A 23,121-nucleotide genomic window follows, 5' to 3' on the forward strand; every position below is an offset into this window, starting at 1 on the left:
GACCGCGATGACCCGTGCGCCGAGCGCCCGGGGCGATCATCACCGCGCTCAGCCCCGACGCCGCCGGCGCCGACGACGGTGACCCATTCCCCCTTCGTCAGGCGGGCCCGGGCGACGAGGGCGCGATAGGCGGTGGCGAAGCGGCACCCCAGGCTCGCCGCGGTCGCGAAGTCCACCGACTCGGGGAGAGCCACGAGGTTGGTGTCGGCAGCGTGCAGCACCACCTGCTCGGCGAAGGACCCCCAGTGCGTGAAGCCGGGCTGCTCCTGGTCGGGGCAGACCTGCGCCTCGCCGGCCGCGCACCACGAGCACCGTCCGCAGCCGCAGACGAAGGGCACGGTCACCCGGTCGCCGACCCGCCACCGCTGCACGCCGGCACCGACCGCGCTCACGACCCCCGCGAGCTCGTGGTCCGGCACGTGCGGCCAGGTGATCCCGTCGTCGTGGCCGGCCCAGGCGTGCCAGTCGCTGCGGCAGAGCCCGGTCGCCCGCACGTCGACGACCACCCCACCGTCAGGGGCGAAGGGGGCCGACACCTCCCTGACCTCGGGCTGGGCTCGGACTTCGTCGATGACCACGGCGCGCACGACGCCATCGTGTCAGGCCGATGCTGCGGCGGTCGGTCAGGTCTGCTCGCGCAGGTACCGCCCGAAGTGCGGCACGGTGAAGGCGATCCGGCCGCGTTCGGCGGAGTAGATCAGGCCCTTCTTCAGCAGGGCGTCGCGGGCGGGGGAGAGCGACTGGGGCTTCTTGCCGAGCGAGGTGGCCACGGCCGAGGTGAGGACGGACTCGATGTCGTCGAGGCTCTCCTCCCCCTTCGCCGCGATCTCGGCTGCGACATCGGCCATCGCCTTGAGGTACTCGCGCTCGCCGGGGGTCGCGCGCTCGTAGCGCGAGCCGAAGAACCCGACGGCCAGCTCGGACTCGGCCTCGGGGGAGGCCACGCGCACGTCCTCGGCGCGGATCGGCGACTCCGGCGCCTGGTCCCACACCGCCTTGCCGTAGGCCTGGATGAAGTAGGGGTAGCCGCCGGTGGCGTAGTAGAGCGCGTCGAGCGCCGCCTGCTCGTACTCCGCGAGCTCGTCGGCCGCGGGCGCGGTGAGGGCCCGGTCGGCCTCGTCGCGGGCGAGCCGGTCGATGCGCTGGTAGCGGAAGAGCCGCTCGCTGTAGGACTTGCTCGCCGACAGCACCGAGGGCAGGTGCGGCAGGCCGGCGCCGACGACGATGAGCGGCAGGCCCGTCTGGCTCATCTCGTGGCAGGCCGCGCAGATCGCCGAGATGTCCTCGGGGCCGAGGTCCTGCATCTCGTCGATGAATACCGCGACGCCGCGCCCCAGGTCGGCCGCCAGCCCGCCGACGTCGGTGAAGAGCTCGACGAGGTCGATCTCGATGTCGCCGGAGTCGGCGCGCCCCTTGACGGCGGGGGCGTCGATGCCGGGGTTCCAGACCTCGCGCAGCTTCGTGCCCGGCTTCGCGTCGCGCTGGGCGAAGGACTTGATGACGCCGAGGACGTGCTCGACCTCCTCGGCCTGCGTGTGCCCGAGCTCGCGGACCGCCTGGTGCAGGGCGCTGGCGAGCGGCCGGCGCAGCCCCTGGTCGGGTCGCGCCTCGAGCTTGCCGGTGCCCCACTTCGCGCGGACGGCGGCGGAGCGCAGCTGGTTCAGCAGCACGGTCTTGCCGACCCCGCGCAGGCCGGTGAGCACGAGCGAGCGCTCCGGCTTGCCCGCGACGATCCGCTTGAGCACGACGTCGAAGCGCGTCAGCTGCTCGTCGCGACCGGCGAGCTCGGGCGGGCGCTGGCCGGCGCCGGGGGCATAGGGGTTGGTGATCGGGTCCACGATGGGACCGTATCCACCTGTCTAGGCGAAGGGGGATATCTCGCCAGATTCGCAAATCGGCGCGTCGCCCCCCTTCGTCCCGATCGTGACGTCTACGGACGTCTAGACCGCCGCCGATAAGGACCGATCGACGAGCATCGTCGCGGCGGTGAGACACTGCTCACATGCCCGCAGCAACCCCTTCGTCGTACTCCATCACCATCCGCCTGCACACCTCGCCCGACTACGCCGTCGTCGGCCGCATCGCCACCGCGATCGCCGAGCAGGGCGGCATCGTCACCGCCGTCGACATCGCCGACTCGCGCCACGACCGTCTCGTCATCGACGCCACGTGCTCGGGCTTCGACGTCAACCACACCGACGACCTCGTCGAGGCCGTCGAGGCGATCGACGGGGTCAAGGTGCACAAGGTCTCCGACCGCACCTTCCTGCTCCACCTCGGCGGCAAGATCGAGGTCCGCTCCAAGGTCGCGCTCAAGACCCGTGACGACCTCTCGATGGCCTACACGCCCGGCGTCGGCCGCGTCTCGAGCGCCATCGCCAAGCACCCCGAGGACGCCCGCCGCCTGACGGTCAAGGGCAACAGCGTCGCGGTCGTCACCGACGGCTCGGCCGTCCTCGGCCTGGGCAACATCGGCCCCGAGGCCGCGATGCCGGTCATGGAGGGCAAGGCCGCGCTCTTCAAGCAGTTCGCCGGCATCGACGCCTGGCCGATCTGCCTCGCCTCGCAGGACACCGAGGAGATCATCCGCGCCGTCGAGATGATCGCCCCCGGATTCGGTGGCATCAACCTCGAGGACATCGCCGCCCCGCGGTGCTTCGAGATCGAGCGCCGGCTGCGCGAGAGCCTCGACATCCCGGTCTTCCACGACGACCAGCACGGCACCGCGATCGTCGTCCTCGCCGCGCTGCGCAATGCGCTGCGGGTCGTCGACAAGTGGCTCGAGCAGGTGCGCATCGTCGTCTCCGGTGGCGGCGCCGCCGGCTCGGCGATCGTCACCCTGCTGCTCGCCGCCGGCGCCAAGGACGTCGTCGTCTACGACCGCGAGGGACTGCTCTCCTCCGACGACGAGTCCCTGACCGGCGCCAAGCGCGAGCTCGCCGAGCGGACGAACCCGCGCAAGGTCCGCGGTGACCTCGCCGACGGGCTGCAGGGCGCGGACGTCTTCATCGGTGTCTCGGCGCCCAACCTGCTCAAGGCCGAGTGGATCCGCGACAACATGGCCGACGACGCGATCGTCTTCGCCCTGGCCAACCCCGACCCGGAGATCGACCCGGCCGAGGCCGCGAAGTACGCCAAGGTCGTCGCCTCCGGCCGCAGCGACTACCCCAACCAGATCAACAACGTGCTCGCCTTCCCCGGCGTCTTCCGCGGGCTGCTCGACGCCCACGCCGAGGACGTGTCGATCGAGATGCTCATCCGCGCCGCCGACGCGATCGCCGCGGTGGTCAAGGACGAGGAGATCAACCCCTCCTACATCATCCCGAGCGTCTTCCACCCCGACGTCGCCGACACCGTGGCCGTCGCCATCGCCGGCGAGGGCAAGACCTCGGCCGGCGCCACCGGCCCCATCAAGGTCGGCTCGCGCTCCACCGCCGCCCCCGTCGACGAGACCGGCACCCTGCCCCAGGTCCGCTGACCGGCCCTTCGAGACGGCCGCGGGCGGCCTCCTCAGGGACCGGAGTCAGCGAGTGGCAGGCTTGGCCACGTGAAGCCTCCCCGCACCTATCGCAAGGACACCTCGGCAGCCCCGCGCGGCTACTCCTCCTGGGAGGCGGCCGGGCTGCTGTGGCTCGCGGAGGCGCAGGAGCAGGGCGGTGCCCGCATCGCGCAGCTGCAGGACGTCGACCTCGACCACATCGACCTGCTGCAGTACGACGCGGGTCCGTCGACGAACCTCCATGCCGACGGCCTCGGGGTGGCGCTCGCGGCGATGCACGCGGCGGGGGCGCCGGCCTTCGGGGCGCCGCCAGCGCGGTGGACGAGCCACGGTTTCGTCGGCCCGGCCGACTCCCCGCTGCCGATGCCCCTGCAGCCCACCGAGCGCTGGGGCGAGTTCTTCGGCGAGCAGCGCATCCGCCACATGCTGCAGCTCGGCCGCGCGCAGGGCCTGTGGGAGGACGACAGCGCCCTCTTCGAACAGGTTGCCGACCGTCTCGTGTCCGGCGAGTTCGACGACGGTCGGCCGCCGGCCCGCCTCCACGGCGACCTCTGGGCGGGCAACATCATCTGGACCCGCGAGGGGCCCGTCCTCATCGACCCGGCCGCGCACGGCGGTCACGCCGAGACCGACCTGGCGATGCTGCTGCTCTTCACCGCGCCGCACATCGCCCGCATCATCGCGGCCTACGACGAGGCCGCCCCGCTCGCCGACGGCTGGCAGGAGCGGGTCGGCCTGCACCAGCTCTTCCCGGTCATGGTCCACGCCGTCGTCTTCGGCGGCGACTACGTGCGCCAAAGCGTGGAGATGGCCCGGGCCTATGCCTGACCGGACCTGACGAAGGGGGGATGACCCCCCTTCGTCTCGGGGGAGATCGGGGCAGACCCGGACGTCTCGGATCCCTAGGTTGGATGCCGTGACCACCCAGACCATCACCCCGCCCCTCGAGCGGCTGTCCCTCCCGCGGCGCTGGCTCGCCGGCTGGGGGAGCGTGCTGCTCCTCCTGACGAGCACCGTGACGTCGATCGGCGCGATGCTGCTCGTCACCCTCGTGCTCGTCTCCGTCGCGCTCATCACCGCCGGCGGCGTCGGGATCCTGCTGCTCGTGCCGCTCGTGTGGCTCTGCGGCGTCCTCGGGCACGCGGAGCGGCACCGGATCATCGCGCTGACCGGGCGTCAGGTGCACCCGCCGGCGCGGCGGGCGCAGCCGCTGTGGCGGCGGCTCTTCTTCGACGTGCACTCGTGGCGCAGCACCGCGTACTTCGCGCTGCACGCGCTGTGGGGCAGCTTCATGGGCTGGCTCACGCTGGTGGTCCTCACCCAGGCGCTCCTGCTGCTCTTCGTGCCGCTGCTCGGCAGCCGCCTGCCCGACAGCGGGATCTCGGTCTTCGGGTGGATCCCCGTCGACGGGGTCATCGGTCTGGCCAGCGCCTGGACCATCGCCCTCGTCACCCTCGTCGTCATGCCGCTGGTCGCCCACGGGCTCACCTCGGTCGACGTCATGCTCGCCCGCTGGCTCCTCGGGCGCGACGAGCGCAAGGTCGTCGAGCACCTCACCGCCCGCGTCGACACCCTCAGCGAGTCGCGCCGCGAGGCCGTCGACTCCGTCGAGGCCGAGCGTCGTCGCATCGAGCGCGACCTGCACGACGGGCCGCAGCAGCGGATGGTCGCGATCGCGATGACCCTCGGCATGGCCAAGGAGGCGATCGACCGTGACCCCGCGGCGGCCGCCGAGCTCGTCGACGAGGCGCACCGCAGCGCCAAGGAGGCCATCGTCGAGATGCGCCACGTCGCCCGCGGCATCGTGCCCCCGATCCTCGCCGACCGCGGGCTCGAGGCTGCCCTGCCCGCCCTGGCCGCCCGCTCCGCCGTGCCCGCCTCCGTCGAGGTGCACGAGGTCGGCCGGTCGACCCGACGACCGAGCGATCGCCTACTTCGTCGTCAGCGAGGCCCTGACCAATGTCGCGAAGCACTCCCGCGCCGAGCACGCCCGCGTCGTCGTGACGAAGGACGAGCAGCACCTCGTCGCCACGGTCACCGACGACGGCCGCGGCGGTGCCGACCCCTCCCGCGGCACCGGCCTGACCGGCCTGCGGCAGCGCGTGAGCGCGTCGACGGCACCCTCGAGGTCACCTCCCCGACCGGGGGACCGACCACCCTGACCGCAACCCTCCCCCTTCGCCCCGGACGGAGCCTGTGATGACCGAGCCGACCACGACCCAGCCCGACGAGACCCCCGCGACCCGCGTGGTCCTCGCCGAGGACTCGGTCCTGCTGCGCGACGGCATCGTGCGCCTGCTGACCTCGGCCGGCTTCGACGTGGCGGCCGCGTGCCCCGACGCCGAGACCTTCGTCGCCGCCGTCGACGAGCACCGGCCCGACCTCGTCGTCGTCGACGTGCGGATGCCCCCGACCTTCACCTCCGAGGGGATCGTCGCGGCGCTCGCGGTGCGTGACAAGCACCCCGAGACCGCCGTCATGGTCCTGTCGCAGTACGTCGAGGAGCAGTACGCCACCGAGCTCGTCGCGGCGAGGTCGAAGGGGGTCGGGTACCTCCTCAAGGACCGCGTCGCCGACACGAGCGACTTCATCGGCGCGCTGCGCGACGTCGGCCGCCGGCGGCACGGTGCTCGACCCCGAGGTCGTCACCCAGCTGCTCACGCGGGCCCGGCACGCCGACCCGCTGGCCGCGCTCACGCCGCGAGAGAGGGACGTCCTCGGGCTCATGGCCCAGGGCCGGACCAACTCCGCGATCGGCAAGGAGCTCTACATCTCCGACGGGGCCGTGGAGAAGCACGTGACCTCGATCTTCACCAAGCTCGACCTGCCGCCGGCAGAGGGTGACCACCGCCGGGTGCTCGCCGTCCTGCGCTGGCTCGACCAGGAGGACTGAGACGATGACGACCACCCCGCTGCCGCCCCGACCGGGCGAGCCCACCGACCCCGAGCTGCGCGATCGCTATCGCACCGACGCCTCGCGCGAGCGTGAGGCGCGTCGGGCCGAGACGGTCCGCCTCGCGGCGGAGCCGCGCCCCTCGCGCACTCCCGTCGGCCCGATCCGGGTCCTCGCGCTGCTCGTCGCCGTCGTGCTCGTCGTCGTGGCAGGTCTGAGCCTCGTCGGCCCGATGCTCAAGCAGTCGGCCACCTCCGACCAGCGCATCACCGCCGCCGGCTCCCTCGAGATCAACGCCCAGGTCGGTGACGTCCGGGTGCGCGCGGCCGAGCCCGGCGAGTCGCCGCACGTCACGATGACCCGCACCTGGGGGCTGTGGGAGCCGAGCACCAGCGTGCGCACGAGCGGCGACACCACGCGGCTGTCCTCGTCGTGCACCGGGCCGGCGATCGGCACGGTCTGCGAGGTCGACTGGCTCGTCGTCGTGCCGGCCGACACCGAGGTCGACATCGAGCAGGGCGTCGGCGCGGTGAGCGTGGAGGGCATGACCCGCGACGTGGACGTCGAGGTCGGCGTCGGTGACGTGACCGTCGCCGAGGCCGAGGGCGAGCACCTGAGCGTCGACATCGGCGTCGGGGCGCTCGACTACGAAGCCGTCGAGCCGCCCCGGACGGTCGAGGCGAGCGTCGGCGTCGGCGAGCTCGTCGTGCGGGTGCCCGACACCGTGGGCTACCGGGTCGCGACCTCCAGCGGCTCCACCGAGGTCGCCAACTCCATCGGCAGCGACCCGTCCGCGAGCCGCCGGATCACGCTGGACAACGGCGTCGGGGCGATCAGGGTCGACCCGAGCTGAGCCTGCGCCCCGCGCAGCCGAGCGCTGCCCCCAACTCCGCAAGACCCCAGGGTCTTGCGGAGTTGGGCGCGCAGGACCTTGGGGTCCTGGTGCAGGTGCAGGTGCAAGGGCGCGGCCCGGATCAGCCCTCGACGAGCAGGACGACCAGGTTGCGCGGGCCGTGGACGCCCTCGACCCGCTGCAGCTCGATGTCGCTCGTGGCGCTCGGCCCGCTGATCCAGGTCAGCGGCCGGGCGTCACCGGCGTCGGGCCGCAGCCGGGCCACCGCATCGGGCACGTCCTGCACGACCTGGTCCGCGCGCACGACGCACACGTGGGTGTCGGGCACGAGGGTGAGCGCCCGCCGGCCCTGGTCCGCGCGGTGGTCGAGCACGATCGTCCCGGTGACCGCGATGCCCAGGGCCGCCGCGGTGACGACGCCGTCCGTGGCGTCGAGGTCCGCGTGCGTGCGGGCCTGCGACTCACGCCGCACCTCGGCGACCTCGGACACCGCGTCGACCCACGTGGGATCCAGGCCCTCGGGGACGACGACGCTGCCGCACCCGCGCTCGCGCAGGGCGGTCGTGATGGCCGCGGCCACCCCGTCGGGGCCGACCCGGACGACGTCGGCCCGGTAGTCCTCGACCGTCTCGACGAACTGCGTCAGCCCGTCGGCGCCGACCGCACCGCTGCCGGTCAGCGGCTCGCGGGGGGTCGCGCCGGCCGACGTGGTGACGTCGGTGGTCGCGTCGCGGACCCGGCGCAGGATCTCCTCGCGTGCACTCATCGGTCATCGCCTCTCTCGCGGGCCCACCACTGGCGGAAGCTCTCGGTGGGTGGGGTGGGGACGTCGCGCGCACTGGTCCACGCGCCGAGGCCGGGCAGTGATCGGATCGTCCGGTCGCCGACGACCCGGCCGACGAGGCTCGAGGCCCGCTGGGCGCCGGCGAGCCGCTTGGGGTCGGAGAGCACCCACGCCGCGGCCTTCATGGCCGCGCTCTCGGCGGCGTGGCCCTCCTCGGTGACCCGCCCGCGCAGCTCGACGAGCAGCTCGGGGATGTTGATCCGCACCGGGCACGCGTCGAAGCAGGCGCCGCACAGGCTCGAGGCATAGGGCAACGACTGGTCGACCTCGCTGCTCGTGCCGCGCAGCTGCGGGTTGAGCACCGCACCGATCGGGCCCGGGTAGACCGAGCCGTAGGCGTGGCCGCCGGTGCGCTCGTAGACCGGGCAGACGTTGAGGCAGGCCGAGCAACGGATGCAGCGCAGCGCCTCACGGCCGACGGTGTCTGCGAGGACGTGGCTGCGACCGTTGTCGAGGAGGATCACGTGCACGTCCTGCGGTCCGTCGCCGTCATGGGCGCCGGTCCACATCGTCGTGTAGGGGTTCATCCGCTCGCCGGTGCTCGACCGCGGGAGCAGCTGCATCATCGGCGCGAGGTCGTCCCACGTCGGCAGGACCTTTTCGATCCCCACGACGGAGATGAGCGTCTCGGGCAGGGTCAGGCACATCCGGCCGTTGCCCTCGGACTCGACGACGACGAGGGTGCCGGTGTCGGCGATGGCGAAGTTGGCGCCGGAGATGCCGACCCTGGCCCGCAGGAACTTCTCGCGCAGGTGCAGGCGCGCGGCCTCCGCCAGGCGTGCCGGGTCCTCGGTGAGGTCGTCAGGGGCGGGGCGGCCCACCTTGGCCATCTCGCGGAGGAAGATCTCACGGATCTCGTTGCGGTTGCGGTGGATCGCGGGGACGAGGATGTGGCTGGGGCGGTCGTGCCCGAGCTGGACGATGAGCTCGGCGAGGTCGGTCTCCCACGCGTGGACGCCGGCCTCCTCGAGGGCCTCGTTGAGCTCGATCTCCTGGGTCGCCATCGACTTGACCTTGACGACCTCGTCGACCTCCTTGGCCCGCGCGATCTCCAGCGCGATCCGGTTGGCCTCGACGGCGTCACGCGCCCAGTGGACCGTGGCCCCCTGCGCGACGAGCGACTCCTCGAGCTGCTCGAGGTAGTCGGCGAGGTGGGTCAGCGCCTCGTCCTTGGCGTCGGCGCCGGCAACCCTCAGGGCCTCCCACTCGGGGAGCTCGTCGACGACCGCGGCCCGCTTGTCGCGGATCGTGTGGGTCGCGTGGCGCAGGTTCTTGCGCTGCTGGGTGTTGTCGAGCGCCTCACGGGCGGCCTCGGGGAAGGCCGGCATGCCGATGAAGGTGGACGACGTCTGCTGGACCGGTCGCCTCGTGCCTGCGTGCTCATGCGGGGTCCTCCTCGGTGCTGGCCAGGATCTCCGCCAGGTGCATCTGCCGGACCCCCGACCGCTGCCGGTCGAGCATCCCGCCGATGTGGGCCAGGCAGGAGTTGTCGCTCGCGACGACGACCTCGGCGTCGGTCGAGCGGATGTTGCGGCACTTGTCGGCGCCCATCGCGACGGAGACGTCCGCGTTCTTCACCGCAAAGGTCCCGCCGAAGCCGCAGCACTCCGTGTCGCCAGGCAGGTCGACGAGCTCGAGCCCGCGGACCGCGCGCAGCAGCTGCAGCGGCTTGTCGCCGACCCGCAGCATGCGCAGCGAGTGGCAGGTCGGGTGGTAGGTGACCCGGTGGGGGAAGTACGCCCCGACATCGGTCACGCCGAGCACGTCGACGAGGAACTCGGACAGCTCGTGGACCCTGGGCGTCACCTCCTGCACCCGGCCGAGCAGCCGCTCCTCACCGGCCTGCCGGGCGATCGTCGCGTGCTGCTCGCGCACCGAGCCGACGCACGAGCCCGACGGCGCCACGACGGCGTCGTAGCCCTCGAAGACGTCGGCGAAGCGCTGCACCATCGGCACGGCGTTGCGGCCGTAGCCGGTGTTGGTGAGCACCTGGCCGCAGCAGGCCTGCTCCATGGGGAACTCGACCCGGACCCCGAGCCGCTCGAGCAGGCGCACGGTCGCCTTGGGCGTGCCCGGCCACATCGTGTCGTTGAAGCAGGTGGCGAAGAGGGCGACCTTGAGGTCGGTGCGGGCCGGCGCGGTCACGGGAGCATCCACGACAGGACTGTCGACTGCAGGCCGACGATGAGGCACATGACGACGATGAGTCCGATGCTCCAGGGGAGCACCTTGCGCAGGATGGCGGACTCCTGGCCGACGAGACCGACGGCCGTGGCCGCGATCGTGAGGTTCTGCGGGCTGATCATCTTGCCGACGACTCCTCCGGAGGTGTTGGCCGCGACGAGCAGGGTCGGGTCGATCCCCGCCCGCTCGGCGGCGCTCTGCTGCAGGGTGGCGAAGAGCGCGTTGGCGCTCGTGTCCGAGCCGGTGACCGCCGTGCCGAGCCACCCGAGCAAGGGGCTGAGGAAGGCGAAGGCGGTTCCGGCCCCGGCGATCCAGGCGCCGATGGTGATCGTCTGCCCGGAGAGGTTCATGACGTAGGCGAGGGCGAGGACCGAGGCGACGGTGACGAAGGCCCAGCGCATCTTCACCGCGGTCTCCTTCATCTCGGCGGCCAGGCCGGAAAAGCCGATCCCGTAGGCCAGGGCCACGACGACGGCGCAGGCGAGGAGCATGGTGCCGGGGGAGGAGAGCCAGGAGAAGGAGTAGGTCGCCGACGCGTTGACGCTGCCGTCGTGGGTGAGCACCTCACCGGCCAGACCGGGCCAGGGGATCTTGACGTTGGTCCCCGTGAGCCAGGTGTCGACGGCCGGCACGAGCTTGGCGATCGAGAAGACGGCGACGACGAGGACGTAGGGGAACATCGCCCAGGCGATGCGGCGCGGCGTGAGGGCGCGGGCCTGGGAGTCGAGCTCCTCGGGCGTGATCTGGTAGGCGTCGGCCGACCCGCCGCCGGTCGCAGGGCCGTCGGCCCCGGCGAGCGCGAACTGCTGCTCCCGCTCGACCTGGAGCGACTCGGTGGCCTCGTCACCGCCGGTCGGCTGCCAGGTCCGCAGGAAGGCGACGGCGACGGCGAGCGAGACGAGGGAGGCGATGATGTCGGTCATCTCGACCGAGATCCACGTCGCCGAGACCCACTGGGTGATGGCGAAGGCGAGGCCGATGACGACGGCGGCCGGCCAGGTCTGGCGGACCCCCCTTCGCCCGTCGACCATGAAGACGAGGAGCAGCGGGACGAAGATGGCGATGATCGGTGCCTGGTGGCCGACGTAGGCACCGATCTCCTCGTAGGGGATGCCGGTGAGGTTGCCGGCGGTGAGGATCGGGATGGCGATGGCCCCGAAGGCGACCGGGGCGGTGTTGGCCAGCAGCACGACCGTGGCGGCGCGAAGGGGGGCGAAGCCCACCGCCATGAGCATGACGCCGGTGATGGCCACGGGGGCGCCGAAGCCGGCGAGGGCCTCGAGGAGCGCGCCGAAGCAGAAGGCGATGATGATCGCCTGGATCCGCGGGTCGTCGGAGATGAGCCGGAAGGTCGCGCGCAGGTCCTCGAAGTGACCCGAGCGCACCGTGACCTCGTAGAGGACGATCGCGGTGAAGACGATCCACATGATGGGGAAGAGGCCGAAGACGGCGCCCTCGGTCGCCGCGAGCGCGGCGAGGTGGGCTGGCATCCCGAAGAAGACGACCGCCACGAGGATCGCGACCGCCACGGCGGTCAGGCCGGCCCAGTGCGCCTTCCACTTCAGCAGGCCGAGGGTGACGAAGATCGTCACCAGCGGCACGAGGGCCACGAGGGCTGAGACGGTGAGGCTGTCGAGCACCGGAGCGATCTCCGGTGTGAAGTCCATCGGTACGGCGGTGGGGGTCATCGGGGCTCCGGGTGCACGTCGTCGGGCGGGAGGATCGGCATAATGGTCGGACCATTGTGTCGAGCACTGACCGTAGACCCGGTGAGGCCATCCCGTCAATGGTCGGACCAAATGAACCGATAATGGTCCGACCACTTCTCCCGGCCGCCGCGAGGCCGTGCCATCCTGTGCTCGTGATCGAAGATCCCAGCCCCGCGAGGCCCGGAGCGGGCCTCAAGGCCTACGAGGTCGTGCTCGCGTGGGTCGACGAGCGCATCCTCGACGGTCGGCTGCGGGTCGGCGACACCCTGCCGGCGGAGCGCGAGCTGGCCCGGATGCTCGACGTGGGTCGTGCTGCGGTGCGCGAGGCGGTACGCACGCTCGAGGCCCAGGGGGTCGTGCGTTCGTCGGTCGGGGCCGGTGGCGCCGGCGGGACGATGATCACCGCGGTGCCCAGCGGCGCCCTCGCCCGTCTGCTGCGCCTGCACGTGGCGCTCGCCAACTTCCCGCTGCCCGACGTGCTCGAGGTGCGGGTGGCTCTCGAGACGGTGAGCGTGCGCCTCGCCGCGGCCCACGCGACACCGGAGCAACTGGCCGAGATGACCCGGCTGCTCGACCTCATGGAGACCCCGGGGATCGACCGGGAGCGGTTCAACGACCACGACACCGCCTTCCACGTCGCGCTCGCCGAGGCCGCGGGCAACCAGCTGGCTCGCGACGTCACCGCAGCCATCCGGGAGTCGATGCGGCTGCCGATCCTCGACGCCTTCCGCACCGTCGGCGACTGGGACGAGGTCGCCGACAAGCTGCGGGCGGACCACCGGCGGATCCACACGGCGATCGCGGCCGGCGACGGTGATCTCGCGGCGGCGGCCACGGAGGAGCACATCCGCTCGGCCTGGCGGCTGATCACCACCGACTGACGGCTACTTGAGGAACTTGCTCGTCCGCCGGTCGGCGAGCGGCTTGCCGCCGGTCTGGCAGGTGGCGCAGTACTGCAGCGACCGGTCGGCGAAGCTCACCTCGCGCACGACGTCACCGCACACGGGGCAGGCCTCGCCAGTGCGTCCGTGGACCCGCATCCCGGCCCGCTTGGCGTCCTTGAGTTCCTTCGCCGGCTTGCCCGAGGCAGCCGCGACGGCGTCGGTCAGGGTCGAGCGCAGGGCCTGGTAGAGCGTGTCCACCTGCTCGTCGGTCAGGGTCGACGCCTTGGCGAAGGGAGACAGCTTTGCCACGTGCAGGACCTCGTCGGAGTAGGCATTGCCCACCCCCGCGATGACCGACTGGTCGCGCAGCACGCCCTTGATCTGGGCGGAGCGGCCGGCGAGCAGCTCGCCGAAGGCCTCGCGGGTGAAGTCGTCGGCGAGCGGGTCGGGTCCCAAGCTCGCGATGCCCGGCACGGCCTGCACGTCGCGCACGAGGTAGGCGGCGAGGCTCTTCTTCGTGCCGGCCTCGGTGACGTCGAAGCCCGAGCCGTCGACGAGCCGCACCCGCAGCGCGATGGGTGACTTGCCGGGCCGCAGCACGGTGCGCGGCAACTCCTCGGACCAGCGGACCCAGCCGGCGCGGGCGAGGTGCAGCACGAGGTGGATGCCGTCGCAGTCGATGTCGATCCACTTGCCGTGGCGAGTCACCCCGTCGACGGGCGCGCCGGCGAGGGCCTGCGGTGGCGGGTCGAAGGTCTTGAGCACGGAGAAGGACGCGAGCTCCAGCGACTCGACCGCCAGCCCGGCCATCCGCTCGCCGAGGAAGTCGACGAGCCCTTGGACCTCCGGCAGTTCAGGCACCGGTCCGCTCCGTCCCGAGGGCCTCGCGCATCTGCTCGAGCATCGTCCAGCCGTCGTTGGCTCGGCAGATCGGCAGCTCGACGCCGACGTGCTGCTCGAAGTCGTCGGTCGAGATCGGGGTGAAGTGGCTGAGCAGCTGCTCCGTCGTCGACAGCACACGGATCCCGATGGCGCGCACCCGCTCGGGCAGCTGCTCGGCGAACTCGCCGTAGAGGCTCGGGTCGTGCTGGCCGTCGTCGCCGATGAGCACCCAGCGCACCTCGGGCAGCTCCCGCGCGAGCCGGTGCAGCGCGGCGCGCTTGTGGTCCTGCCCGGAGCGGAACCAGCCGGTGTTCGTCGGCCCCCAGTCGGTCATGAGCATCGGTCCGAGCGGGTAGCCGGCGCGGCGCAGGAAGCGGGTGAGGGCGGGCACGAGGTTCCACGCGCCGGTCGAGACGTAGACGATCGGCGCGCCCGGGTGCTCGGCGAGCAGCTCGCGGTACATCGTCGCCATGCCGGGGACGGCACGGCGGGTGCCCTCGTGGCGGAAGAAGGTGTTCCACGCGGCGATCATCGGCCGCGGCATCGTCGTCGTGATGATCGTGTCGTCGATGTCGGAGACGATGCCGAAGGTCTCGCCCGGCGCGACGACGAAGACCGCCGCCGTCGTGTCGGCGGCGCGTGGCGAGGAGATGCTCAGGTCGTGCCAGCCGGCTCGAGCCGTGGTCCGTGATCGTCAGGTCGAGCAGCCCGGAGCGATCGACCCGGGTGCGGAACTCGCGCTCGCCGATCGTCACGGTGACCGGCTCACCCGCCGCCGGGGTGGTGAAGAAGACGCGCCACCCCCTTCGCTCGTTGTCGGCGGTGCGCAGCTCCAGCCACGTGGCGCGGGCGTCGGCGGCGGCCGGGGCGTAGGGGCGTCGAGTCATGAGGACCCGGCCGAGGACGCGGATGCGGTCGGTGCTGCCGTAGCCGGTGTGGGCGAGCACGCGGGTGCCCCAGCCCCGGCGGCGCATGGCGCCGGCCACCTGGCGGTTCCAGGCGTCCTCGAAGATCGCGGCTGCGTGCGGTCGCGGCATGTGGCCGAGCCTAGTGGTCGGTCGGCGGCGATCGTCGCCGCACCGGGGCCTCTCTGGCAGAGTGACGCCCGGCGAAGGGAGTGCACGCGGTGGCTGTGCAGGTGGCGGGGGACGAGGTGGTGGACCTCGTGACGATGGGGTGCGCGTGGATCCTCGACCTGTCGGCGCTGCCCGCGGCTGCCGCCGCCGAGATGCGCGCCCGCTGGGGGCGCTGCGCCAAGCTCGCGGCCGACCCGACGACCTTGCTCCTCGACCACGAGTCGCGGGTGCTGCGCGTCGGGCTGGCCGGCGACGGGACGGGAGCCACGGTCGTCGCCAGTGACCTCGAGCGCCTGCCCTATGTCCTCTCGCGGGAGATCACCCGGCTCGGCCTGACCCGGCTGCGGGGCCGCGTGACCCTGCTGCACGCCGCGGCGCTCGCCGACCCCGACGGGCGCGCGGTCGTCCTCGTCGCCCCTCCGGAGGGGCAAGTCGACGGCCACGCGGGTCCTCGGGGAGCGGCTGGGCTATGTCACCGACGAGTCGGTCGTGCTGCTCGCCGACGGGCGGATCGCGCCGCACCCCAAGCCCCCTTCGCTCGTCATCGACCCGGCCGACCGGTGGCACAAGGCCGAGCCGTCGCCGGACGAGTCGGGTCTGGGCCCGACCCCGCCCTCGCCCACGATCGCCGCCCTGCTCACCCTTGCCCGCGACCCCGAGGCGACCTCTTCGCGGATCGAGCCGGTCGGCTCGTCGACCAGCTGCTCGCCGTGCTGCCGGAGACGTCGTCGACGTGGTGGCTCGACGACGCCTCGACCGCCTCGCCCGCGCCGTGACCGCCGGCGGCGCGCCCGCCCGGCCTCGTCTACGCCGAGATCGACACCTGCCACGAGCTCGTCGCCGAGCACCTGGCGCAGGCCGCTCCCGTCGAGCCGACCTGGGAGCACCTGCCCCCGCGCCCGCAGGAGCGCCTGCCCCGCGACGAGGTGCTTCCGACCGCCCCCAGAACGTCGCAGGACCCTAGGGTTTTGCGCAGTTCGGACGACAGAACTTCGCAAGACCCTAGGGTTTTGCGAAGTTTGGACGACGGGGAGTCCTTGGCGGAGCCGGAGGGGGCGGCCAGGGTCGCCCGGGCGCCGTGGTCGGACGCGATCGCCTTCGACGGCGAGGTCCTCGTGCTCGCTGGGCCGCGCCCCCTTCGCCTGGCCGGTCCGGGGGCCGTGGTCTGGCGGGCTGCGCGCGAACCGGTCACCGTCGCCGAGCTCACCGCCACCGTCGTCGCGGAACTCGGGGAGCATCCCGAGGCAGACCGGATCGTGGGCGAGGCGGTCGCCGAACTGATCGACCACGGGGCACTGCGGCGGGTCGCCGCCTCACCCGCCCCGTGACGTCCGGGTCACGCAAAAAAATCCCCGGCCTCGCACGAGGATGAAGCTCCTGTGAGGCCGGGGAAGGTCCTGCTGAGTGGTCAGTCGACCTTCAGCTCGCCCATCTCGTCCCAGCCGCTGCCCTCGACGGTGCGGCTGATGACGCGCGGGGTCTCGGTGATCGCCGGGCGCATCGACTCCATGGCCGCCGCGAAGTGGTCGCTGCCGACGTGGGCCTCGGCGGCGTCGTCCTGGAAGGCCTCGACGAGCACCCACTCGTCCTTGGTCTCCAGGCTCCTCGACCACTCGAAGAAGATGTTGCCCGGCTCGGCGCGCGTGGCCCGGGTGAACTCGTCCACGATCTCCGGCCACCGCTCGGTGTACTCGGGCTTGGTGCGGAACTTCACGACGATGAGGATCATGACTCCACTCTAGTCCTCGGGCGCGTCAGCCCCGGACGAAGGGAGCGACCCGGTCCTTGGGCCGGCCGATGATCGCCCGGTCGCCCTTGACGACCACCGGGCGCTGCATGAGGCGCGGGTGCTCGACGAGGACGGCGACGACCTGGTCGACCGTCGCGACGTCGGCGTCGGTCAGGCCCTGGTCCTTGAAGAAGGAGTCGCGGCGCACGAGGTCGGTCGGCTCGTCCTCGAGCTTGCCGATGAGCTCGCGCAGCGCGGCCTCGTCGAGGGGCGCCTTGAGGTACTGGTGCACCTCGGCCGCGACCCCGGCACCCTCGATCGTCTCGACGGCGGCGCGGGAGGTCGAGCACTTCGGGTTGTGCAGCACGGTGACATCGCTCATGGGGTCAACCTAGACGGCCGGGACGACAGCCCGCTCGGGCATGCGGTTGAGGGCGATGCCGAAGGCGAAGCCGAAGATGTTCATGACGATCGAGTAGACGGCGGCGGGGATGGCGATCTCGGTGCTGCCCAAGACGCTGAGCGCGAGGGTCATGGCCAGGGTCGTGTTCTGGATGCCCACCTCGTAGGCGGCCGCCACGCCCTGGGCGCGGTCGAGGCGCAGACCGCGGGCGACGGCGTAGCCGACGCTCAGGGCCAGTGCGCACAGGATGGTGACGAGCAGTCCGGCCGAGCGGGTGTACTCGACGATGTTGTCCCGCTCGGCGACGATCGCCCCGATGGCGACGACGACGAGGAAGACGATGGCGAAGGCCTTGATCGGACGCTCCGCACGCTCGGCGATCTGCGGGCGGACCGAGCGCAGCCACATGCCGATGGCGACGGGCAGCAGCACGAGCACGACGACCCCGCCGAACTTGCCGAGCTGGACGCCGACCCCCTCGCTCTGCGCGTTGAAGTGGCCCACCGCCCAGCCGGTGATGAGGGGCAGGGTGACGATCGTCAGCACCGAGTTGACCGCCGTGAGCGTGACGTTGAGCGCGACGTCACCGCGGAAGAGGTAGCTGAACATCCCCGCCGTCGTCCCACCGGGCGAGGCGGCGAGGAGCATGACGCCGACCGCGAGGAGCGGCGCGAGGTCGAAGAGGCGGATGAGCCCGTAGGCGAGCAGCGGCAGGAAGAGCATCTGCAGCCCCAGGGCGACGATCACCGCGCGCGGGGCCTCGCGCACCCGGGTGAAGTCAGCCCTGGTGAGCGACAGGCCGAGCCCGAGCATGACGATGCCGATGGCGATGGGGAGCCCGATGGTCAGGGCCGGCGATTGGTCCATGCGCGGAGGTTACCCGTCAGTAGTCGTAGTCCACCACCACTGCCGCGTGGTCGCTCACCCGCTCCGGACCGCTCGCCGGGCGGTCCGTGCCGGCGGTGATCGCGCGCTTCGCCAGGCCGGGGGTGGCGAGGTGGTAGTCGATCCGCCAGCCGGTGTCGCGGTCGAAGGCGCCGCCCATCCACGACCACCAGGACATCGGGCCGGTCGTGTCGGGGTGCATGCGCCGCACGACGTCGACGAGGGTGCGCGGCGAGACGATCGAGTCGAACCACTCGCGCTCTCGGGCAGGAAGCCCTCGGACTTCTGGTTGGCGCGCCAGTTGGTGACGTCGAGCTGCGTGTGCGCGACGTTGAGGTCGCCGAGCAGGAGGAACTCGCGCCCCGCCGCCCGGGCCGCCTTGCGCGAGCGGTCGAGCTGGCGGGCGAAGGAGGCGAGGAAGCCCATCTTGCGCTCGTACTTCGCCCCACCGTCGGGGGCCTCGCGCCCGCCGGGCTTCTGCAGGTGGGCCGGCAGCCCTCCCTTCGGCAGGTACAACGAGGCCACGGTGAGGGGCTGGTCGGAGAGGTCCACCTCGACGTACCGCCCCTCGGAGGCGAAGGGGGACAACCCGCGCGCCATCGTGCCCAGCGGAGACGGCTCGGTGTGCACGTGCTCCTCACCGGGGGCACGCATCAGCACTGCGCCGTCCCAGGTGCGCACCGCCGCGGGGCGGGTGCGGGTGAGCACGGCGACGCCGTTGCGGCCGGCGATCTGGCCCGGCTCGTAGGTCAGGTGGTGGTCACCGAAGACACCGGTGGGCAGCTGCTCGGGCGGGCAGCGGACCTCCTGGAGCGCGACGACATGGGGCTCGCGCTCGGCGAGCCATGCCTCGAAGCCTCGGCGCTGCGCCGCCCGGATGCCGTTGACGTTGAAGGTGGCGACGCGCAGGGTCACTGCGGGATCGCGGCCAGGTCGTCGGGGGTCGGCTGCGCGATGGTGGCGCCGTGGTCGGTGTGCTTGGTCAGCCACTTCTTGACGTAGGGGCAGACCGGCACGACGGTCAGGCCCTCCTCGCGGGTGGCCCGCACGGCCTCCTCGACGACGATGCCGGCCAGGCCCTGCCCGCCGAACTCCTCGCCGACCTCGGTGTGGAAGAAAACTCGGCGACCGTCGTGGTCGACGAACTGGGCGAAGCCGGCGACGACGCCGTCGGAGCTCACCTCGAAGCGGTCGGGTCCGGTCTCTTGGCTCACGGAAGCGCTCATGGCGCCAAGCCTCGCACGTGACAGGGACAACCCTCGGACAGCCCGGCAGCCCCGAACCCGCGGCGGTTAACGTGAGGCGACCCCACCCCCTTCGAAGGAGATCGGCTGTGACCACCCAGGCCCTGCACCCCAACTTCCAGGGGCACTTCGACGAGGTGATCGCGCGCAACCCCGGTGAGCGCGAGTTCCACCAGGCCGTCTACGAGGTCATGCAGTCGCTGTCGCCGATCGCCGGCCGCGTCGACGAGTACGCGCAGTGGTCGATCCTCAAGCGGATGTGCGAGCCGGAGCGGCAGATCATCTTCCGCGTGCCGTGGACCACGGACTCCGGGGACGTCGAGATCAACCGAGGCTTCCGCGTCGAGTTCAACTCCGCGCTCGGCCCCTACAAGGGCGGCCTGCGCTTCCACCCGAGCGTCAACCTGTCGATCATCAAGTTCCTCGGCTTCGAGCAGGTCTTCAAGAACTCGCTGACCGGCATGCCGATCGGTGGCGGCAAGGGCGGCTCCGACTTCGACCCCAAGGGCAAGTCCGATGCCGAGATCATGCGCTTCTGCCAGTCCTTCATGACCGAGCTCTACCGCCACATCGGCGAGTACACGGATGTGCCTGCCGGCGACATCGGCGTCGGCGGCCGCGAGCTGGGCTACCTCTTCGGCCAGTACAAGCGCATCACCAACAGCTGGGAGGCCGGCGTCCTCACCGGCAAGGGCCTGTCGTGGGGCGGGTCGCAGGTGCGCACCGAGGCGACCGGCTACGGCACCGTCTTCTTCGCCCAGGAGATGCTCAAGGCGAAGGGGGAGTCCCTCGACGGCAAGCGGGTCGTCGTCTCGGGCTCCGGCAATGTCGCGATCTACGCCGTGGAGAAGGTCCACCAGCTCGGCGGCACCGTCGTCGCCGTCTCCGACTCGGGCGGCTACGTCGTCGACGAGTCCGGCATCGACCTGGCCCTGCTGCAGGAGGTCAAGGAGGTGCAGCGTGGTCGCCTCACCGACTACGCCGAGGCGAAGGGAGGGTCCGCCCGCCACATCGCCGACGGCACCATCTGGGACGTGCCCTGCGACGTCGCCCTGCCGTGCGCCACGCAGAACGAGCTCTCGCAGGAGCACGCCCGCACCCTCGTGAAGAACGGTGTCCGGCTCGTCGCCGAGGGTGCCAACATGCCGTGCGTGCCGGAGGCGATCGAGGTCTTCCGCGAGGCCGGCACGCTCTACGCCCCGGGCAAGGCCTCCAACGCCGGTGGCGTCGCCACGTCGGCTCTCGAGATGCAGCAGAACGCGAGCCGCGACTCGTGGGGCTTCGAGGAGACCGAGCTGCGCCTCGAGGAGATCATGCGCGACATCCACGCCAATTGCCTCGAGACCGCCGAGGAGTTCGACGTCCCGGGTGACTACGTCGCCGGCGCCAACCTCGCCGGCTACATCAAGGTCGCCGACGCGATGGTGGCCCAGGGCGTCATCTGACCCCCGCTCCTCCACCACCTCGACCACAAACTGTGGCTGGCCACACCTCGAGTGGTCAGCCACAGCTCGTGGTGCAGCCGGCGATACGAGCTGTGGCTGGCTGTTCGCGCATGGACGGGCTTGCGGCTCACGTGCACCCGCAGCAGTCACAGCAGTCATGGTCCTCGAGGTGCACCAGCTCGAAGGGGGTCCCAAGACACAGTCGGACCATCCCCGCGGCATGGATGCTCGTGCAGATCTCGAAGTCCCCGCTCTCGTGGAGGCGCAGCAGTTCCGTCGCCGTGAGCATGGCACTCGCCTCGAGCGGGCTGAGCTCGGGTGAGTAGAGGCGGGCGCGCAGTTTCGCGAGCTCGGCGGTGTGGTCAGGGCGCTGCGTGTGTCGGGTCATTCCGCCACCCTGAGCTGCGCCGAAGGGGGTGTCAGCTCCCGTCGTCGGGTCGTAGCTCAACCGCAGCTTGCAGGCTGAGGAGTCCGTATCCGAAGACGTGCGCCGACAGGACGTCGACCTCGCGCCGTGGCGTGCCGAAGAAGGCGCCGATCCGGTTGAGCACGCGCGGATAGGGCTTCTCGCGAGCACCTCCGACGCCGGTCCAGTTCGAGTTGGGCACGACGAGGAAGAGGTGCTGGATGTCCTGCGCGATGTGCGCCTTCCACATGTCCTTGAGGTCGTGGTTGTTGTTGACCGTGCCACCGCGCTCGACCTCGGCCATGACGCCGCGGCCGGGAGACAGGGGGAAGACGAAGTCGGGCCGAGCCCGGGTGACGATGCCGTCCTGAGGAGTGAGTACGACCTCTTGGCGGAAGCCCAACTCGTCCGTGAGGATCTCCGCGACAATGTCCTGGATGTCCTTGCTCGGCGCATTGACGACGTGCGCCTGATTGATGGCGACCTCGCGCTCAGCGAGCTCCTCGCGCAGGTGGTCGGCGAGCATGGCGACGGCCTCGACCTCACGACGCTCGTCGTCGTCCAAGCTGCTGCGCGCGAAGGAGCGCATCTCGATCGGCATGTCCGCAGCTTGGCAGCTGCCGACGACACCCACGGTCGGGCGCCACCCCCTTCGCCGCTACACTTGGCGAAGCAGCCGTTCAGTTCTGCAGCGAGCTGCTTCTCCTTTTGCAACGATGCCATCGCGCCGCGAGCGTCCCCTGCACAGCAGCAGGCATGACCCGCGCCGGGCAGAACCGAAGCATCATGACTCCGTCTGGAGCACCTCTTTTCGTGACGACCACGACCTTCGCCGACCTCGGCGTGCCCACCTCCCTGACCTCCGTCCTGGAGCAGCAGGGCATCATCACCCCGACCTCGATCCAGGCGGCGACGCTGCCGGACTCCCTCGCCGGCCGTGACGTGCTCGGCCGCGGGCGCACGGGCTCGGGCAAGACCTACGCCTTCCTCCTGCCGCTCGTCGCCCGCCTCGTCGAGTCGGGCACGCGGCGCCAGACCAAGCGCCCCCGCGCGCTGATCCTCGCCCCCACCCGCGAGCTCGCGACCCAGATCGAGGACTCGCTCACCCCGCTCGCGCAGGCCGTCGGCCTGCGCAGCCGCACCGTCTTCGGCGGCGTGGGCCAGAACCCGCAGGTCAAGGCCATCGCCGCGGGCGTCGACGTCGTCGTCGCCTGCCCGGGCCGCCTCGAGGACCTCATGGGCCAGGGTCACGTCGACCTGTCGGCCATCGAGGTGACGATCCTCGATGAGGCCGACCACATGGCCGACCTGGGCTTCCTCCCGGGCGTCAAGCGCATCCTCGACAAGACCCCGCGCGGCAGCCAGCGGATGCTCTTCTCCGCGACCCTCGACGGCGCGATCAACCAGATCGTCAAGCGCTACCTCGAGCAGCCGGTGACCCACGAGGCCGACTCGGCCCAGTCGCCCGTCGCGAAGATGACCCACCACGTCCTGCACATCAGCAGCCACGACCACCTGCCGGTCCTCACCGACCTCGTGGCCGCGCCGGGCCGCAAGGTCGTCTTCACCCGCACCAAGCACCGCGCCAAGAAGATGGCCCGCCAGCTCAACGCCGCCGGTGTCCCCGCGGTCGAGCTGCACGGCAACCTCAGCCAGAACGCGCGCACCCGCACGATGGAGGCCTTCCACTCGGGCACCGCGCAGACCCTCGTCGCCACCGACATCGCCGCCCGCGGCATCCACGTCGACGACGTCTCGCTCGTCATCCACGCCGACCCGCCGGTCGAGCACAAGGCCTACCTCCACCGCTCCGGTCGCACCGCGCGCGCCGGCGCCGAGGGCACGGTCGTCACGCTCATGACCGACGATCAGGTCCGCGACGTCCGCGACCTCACCCGCAAGGCCGGCATCAAGCCGACGACCACCCGCGTCGGCGTCGGCCACGAGCTCCTCGCCGAGCTCGCCCCGGGCGAGCGCACCTTCCCCGGTCCCTTCGTCGTCGAGGCTCCTGCCCAGCAGGGCAACGGCCGGGCGAAGGGAGGCAACCGCGGCGGTGGTCGAGGTGGCCAGGGTGGCCGAGGCGGTCAGGGGCGGTGACGACTGCGGCCCGCTCCACCGTGCGCTGGTCGGCCTCCTCGAGGGTGCCCGGGGCACCGACGACGAGGGTGCCGAGCTCCTCGTGCGA

Annotated in this window: 22 protein-coding genes and 4 pseudogenes; 11 read left to right on the plus strand and 15 right to left on the minus strand. The window is 71.7% G+C overall.

From position 1 onward, the window contains the following. Both AC2W7J_RS04300 and AC2W7J_RS04305 read right to left on the minus strand, forming a co-directional pair. Positions 1–587: pseudogene (locus tag AC2W7J_RS04300) on the minus strand (alcohol dehydrogenase catalytic domain-containing protein); the annotation flags it as partial. 36 nt (positions 588–623) lie between these two features. Further along, positions 624–1,838, minus strand: a complete 1,215-nt coding sequence (locus AC2W7J_RS04305; protein WP_485981562.1) for an ATP-binding protein — start codon at positions 1,836–1,838, stop codon at positions 624–626. A 164-nt stretch (positions 1,839–2,002) separates the two neighbouring features. On the opposite strand from AC2W7J_RS04305, the gene AC2W7J_RS04310 reads away from it, so the two are divergent. The 6 genes and pseudogenes from AC2W7J_RS04310 to AC2W7J_RS04335 all read left to right on the plus strand — a co-directional run bounded on the left by AC2W7J_RS04310 (position 2,003) and on the right by AC2W7J_RS04335 (position 7,245). Further along, positions 2,003–3,478 (plus strand): NAD-dependent malic enzyme, encoded by a 1,476-nt coding sequence (locus AC2W7J_RS04310; protein WP_255184988.1) that lies wholly within the window; start codon positions 2,003–2,005, stop codon positions 3,476–3,478. 69 nt (positions 3,479–3,547) lie between these two features. Then, positions 3,548–4,327, plus strand: a complete 780-nt coding sequence (locus tag AC2W7J_RS04315) for a fructosamine kinase family protein (RefSeq protein ID WP_485981563.1) — start codon at positions 3,548–3,550, stop codon at positions 4,325–4,327. Between the two features lie 163 nt (positions 4,328–4,490). Beyond that, positions 4,491–5,300, plus strand: a pseudogene (locus tag AC2W7J_RS04320) (sensor histidine kinase); the annotation flags it as partial. Next, positions 5,212–5,661 carry a sensor histidine kinase gene (locus AC2W7J_RS04325; protein WP_485981578.1) on the plus strand — a complete coding sequence of 150 codons (450 nt, stop codon included), beginning with the start codon at positions 5,212–5,214 and terminating at the stop codon, positions 5,659–5,661. The pseudogene AC2W7J_RS04320 and the gene AC2W7J_RS04325, both read left to right, overlap by 89 nt. 37 nt (positions 5,662–5,698) lie before the next feature. Beyond that, positions 5,699–6,392, plus strand: a pseudogene (locus AC2W7J_RS04330) (response regulator). A 4-nt stretch (positions 6,393–6,396) separates the two neighbouring features. After that, positions 6,397–7,245: a hypothetical protein gene (locus AC2W7J_RS04335; protein WP_485981564.1), complete on the plus strand. Its 849-nt coding sequence runs from the start codon at positions 6,397–6,399 to the stop codon at positions 7,243–7,245. A 121-nt stretch (positions 7,246–7,366) separates the two neighbouring features. Here the strand turns inward: AC2W7J_RS04335 and AC2W7J_RS04340 are convergent, their stop codons facing one another. The 4 genes from AC2W7J_RS04340 to AC2W7J_RS04355 are packed head-to-tail and all read right to left on the minus strand — an operon-like array spanning position 7,367 to position 11,961. Continuing rightward, positions 7,367–8,011 (minus strand): LutC/YkgG family protein, encoded by a 645-nt coding sequence (locus AC2W7J_RS04340; protein ID WP_485981565.1) that lies wholly within the window; start codon positions 8,009–8,011, stop codon positions 7,367–7,369. Beyond that, positions 8,008–9,417 carry a LutB/LldF family L-lactate oxidation iron-sulfur protein gene (locus tag AC2W7J_RS04345; RefSeq protein WP_485981566.1) on the minus strand — a complete coding sequence of 470 codons (1,410 nt, stop codon included), beginning with the start codon at positions 9,415–9,417 and terminating at the stop codon, positions 8,008–8,010. The genes AC2W7J_RS04340 and AC2W7J_RS04345 overlap by 4 nt, the downstream gene beginning before the upstream one ends. A gap of 52 nt (positions 9,418–9,469) precedes the next feature. After that, positions 9,470–10,234, minus strand: coding sequence for a (Fe-S)-binding protein (locus AC2W7J_RS04350; RefSeq protein WP_255186398.1), 765 nt, complete (start codon positions 10,232–10,234; stop codon positions 9,470–9,472). Further along, on the minus strand, positions 10,231–11,961 hold the full coding sequence (locus AC2W7J_RS04355; protein ID WP_485981567.1) for an L-lactate permease: 1,731 nt from the start codon (positions 11,959–11,961) through the stop codon (positions 10,231–10,233). The genes AC2W7J_RS04350 and AC2W7J_RS04355 overlap by 4 nt, the downstream gene beginning before the upstream one ends. A 173-nt stretch (positions 11,962–12,134) precedes the next feature. Here AC2W7J_RS04355 and AC2W7J_RS04360 point away from each other — a divergent pair, with 173 nt between their 5' ends. After that, on the plus strand, positions 12,135–12,863 hold the full coding sequence (locus tag AC2W7J_RS04360) for a FadR/GntR family transcriptional regulator (RefSeq protein WP_485981568.1): 729 nt from the start codon (positions 12,135–12,137) through the stop codon (positions 12,861–12,863). A gap of 3 nt (positions 12,864–12,866) precedes the next feature. Here AC2W7J_RS04360 and AC2W7J_RS04365 read toward each other — a convergent pair whose 3' ends face one another. Together AC2W7J_RS04365 and AC2W7J_RS04370 are read right to left on the minus strand one after the other, a co-directional pair. Beyond that, positions 12,867–13,727, minus strand: a complete 861-nt coding sequence (locus AC2W7J_RS04365; protein WP_084450777.1) for an Fpg/Nei family DNA glycosylase — start codon at positions 13,725–13,727, stop codon at positions 12,867–12,869. Then, positions 13,720–14,292, minus strand: coding sequence for a phosphatase domain-containing protein (locus AC2W7J_RS04370; RefSeq protein ID WP_485981569.1), 573 nt, complete (start codon positions 14,290–14,292; stop codon positions 13,720–13,722). The genes AC2W7J_RS04365 and AC2W7J_RS04370 overlap by 8 nt, the downstream gene beginning before the upstream one ends. A gap of 582 nt (positions 14,293–14,874) precedes the next feature. Here AC2W7J_RS04370 and AC2W7J_RS04375 point away from each other — a divergent pair. Both AC2W7J_RS04375 and AC2W7J_RS04380 read left to right on the plus strand, forming a co-directional pair. Then, positions 14,875–15,600: a hypothetical protein gene (locus tag AC2W7J_RS04375; protein ID WP_485981570.1), complete on the plus strand. Its 726-nt coding sequence runs from the start codon at positions 14,875–14,877 to the stop codon at positions 15,598–15,600. Between the two features lie 243 nt (positions 15,601–15,843). Further along, a complete protein-coding gene (locus AC2W7J_RS04380) occupies positions 15,844–16,152 on the plus strand; it encodes a hypothetical protein (RefSeq protein ID WP_485981571.1) in 309 nt (102 codons plus the stop codon). An 80-nt stretch (positions 16,153–16,232) separates the two neighbouring features. Here the strand turns inward: AC2W7J_RS04380 and AC2W7J_RS04385 are convergent, their stop codons facing one another. The 5 genes from AC2W7J_RS04385 to AC2W7J_RS04405 are packed head-to-tail and all read right to left on the minus strand — an operon-like array spanning position 16,233 to position 19,067. Further along, positions 16,233–16,553, minus strand: a complete 321-nt coding sequence (locus AC2W7J_RS04385) for a putative quinol monooxygenase (protein WP_035903762.1) — start codon at positions 16,551–16,553, stop codon at positions 16,233–16,235. A gap of 25 nt (positions 16,554–16,578) precedes the next feature. Beyond that, positions 16,579–16,935 (minus strand): ArsC/Spx/MgsR family protein, encoded by a 357-nt coding sequence (locus AC2W7J_RS04390; RefSeq protein WP_427801838.1) that lies wholly within the window; start codon positions 16,933–16,935, stop codon positions 16,579–16,581. A 9-nt stretch (positions 16,936–16,944) separates the two neighbouring features. Continuing rightward, positions 16,945–17,823, minus strand: a complete 879-nt coding sequence (locus AC2W7J_RS04395) for a bile acid:sodium symporter family protein (RefSeq protein WP_485981572.1) — start codon at positions 17,821–17,823, stop codon at positions 16,945–16,947. 54 nt (positions 17,824–17,877) lie between these two features. Continuing rightward, a complete protein-coding gene (locus tag AC2W7J_RS04400) occupies positions 17,878–18,756 on the minus strand; it encodes an exodeoxyribonuclease III (protein ID WP_485981573.1) in 879 nt (292 codons plus the stop codon). Next, positions 18,753–19,067, minus strand: coding sequence for a GNAT family N-acetyltransferase (locus tag AC2W7J_RS04405; RefSeq protein WP_485981574.1), 315 nt, complete (start codon positions 19,065–19,067; stop codon positions 18,753–18,755). Before AC2W7J_RS04405 ends, AC2W7J_RS04400 begins: the two co-directional genes overlap by 4 nt. Positions 19,068–19,174: 107 nt before the next feature. Here AC2W7J_RS04405 and gdhA point away from each other — a divergent pair, with 107 nt between their 5' ends. Beyond that, a complete protein-coding gene (gdhA, locus tag AC2W7J_RS04410; RefSeq protein ID WP_485981575.1) occupies positions 19,175–20,530 on the plus strand; it encodes an NADP-specific glutamate dehydrogenase in 1,356 nt (451 codons plus the stop codon). Between the two features lie 127 nt (positions 20,531–20,657). On the opposite strand, the gene AC2W7J_RS04415 is transcribed toward gdhA, so the two are convergent. Further along, positions 20,658–20,918, minus strand: a complete 261-nt coding sequence (locus AC2W7J_RS04415) for a hypothetical protein (RefSeq protein ID WP_485981576.1) — start codon at positions 20,916–20,918, stop codon at positions 20,658–20,660. 31 nt (positions 20,919–20,949) lie between these two features. Further along, entirely contained in the window at positions 20,950–21,537 is a 588-nt protein-coding gene (locus AC2W7J_RS04420) for a hypothetical protein (RefSeq protein ID WP_485981577.1), read from the minus strand. A 185-nt stretch (positions 21,538–21,722) separates the two neighbouring features. Here AC2W7J_RS04420 and AC2W7J_RS04425 point away from each other — a divergent pair. Further along, positions 21,723–23,030: pseudogene (locus tag AC2W7J_RS04425) on the plus strand (DEAD/DEAH box helicase); the annotation flags it as partial. Positions 23,031–23,121 lie beyond the last annotated feature (91 nt).

Source organism: Janibacter sp. CFPM2_SD2, assembly GCF_057364645.1.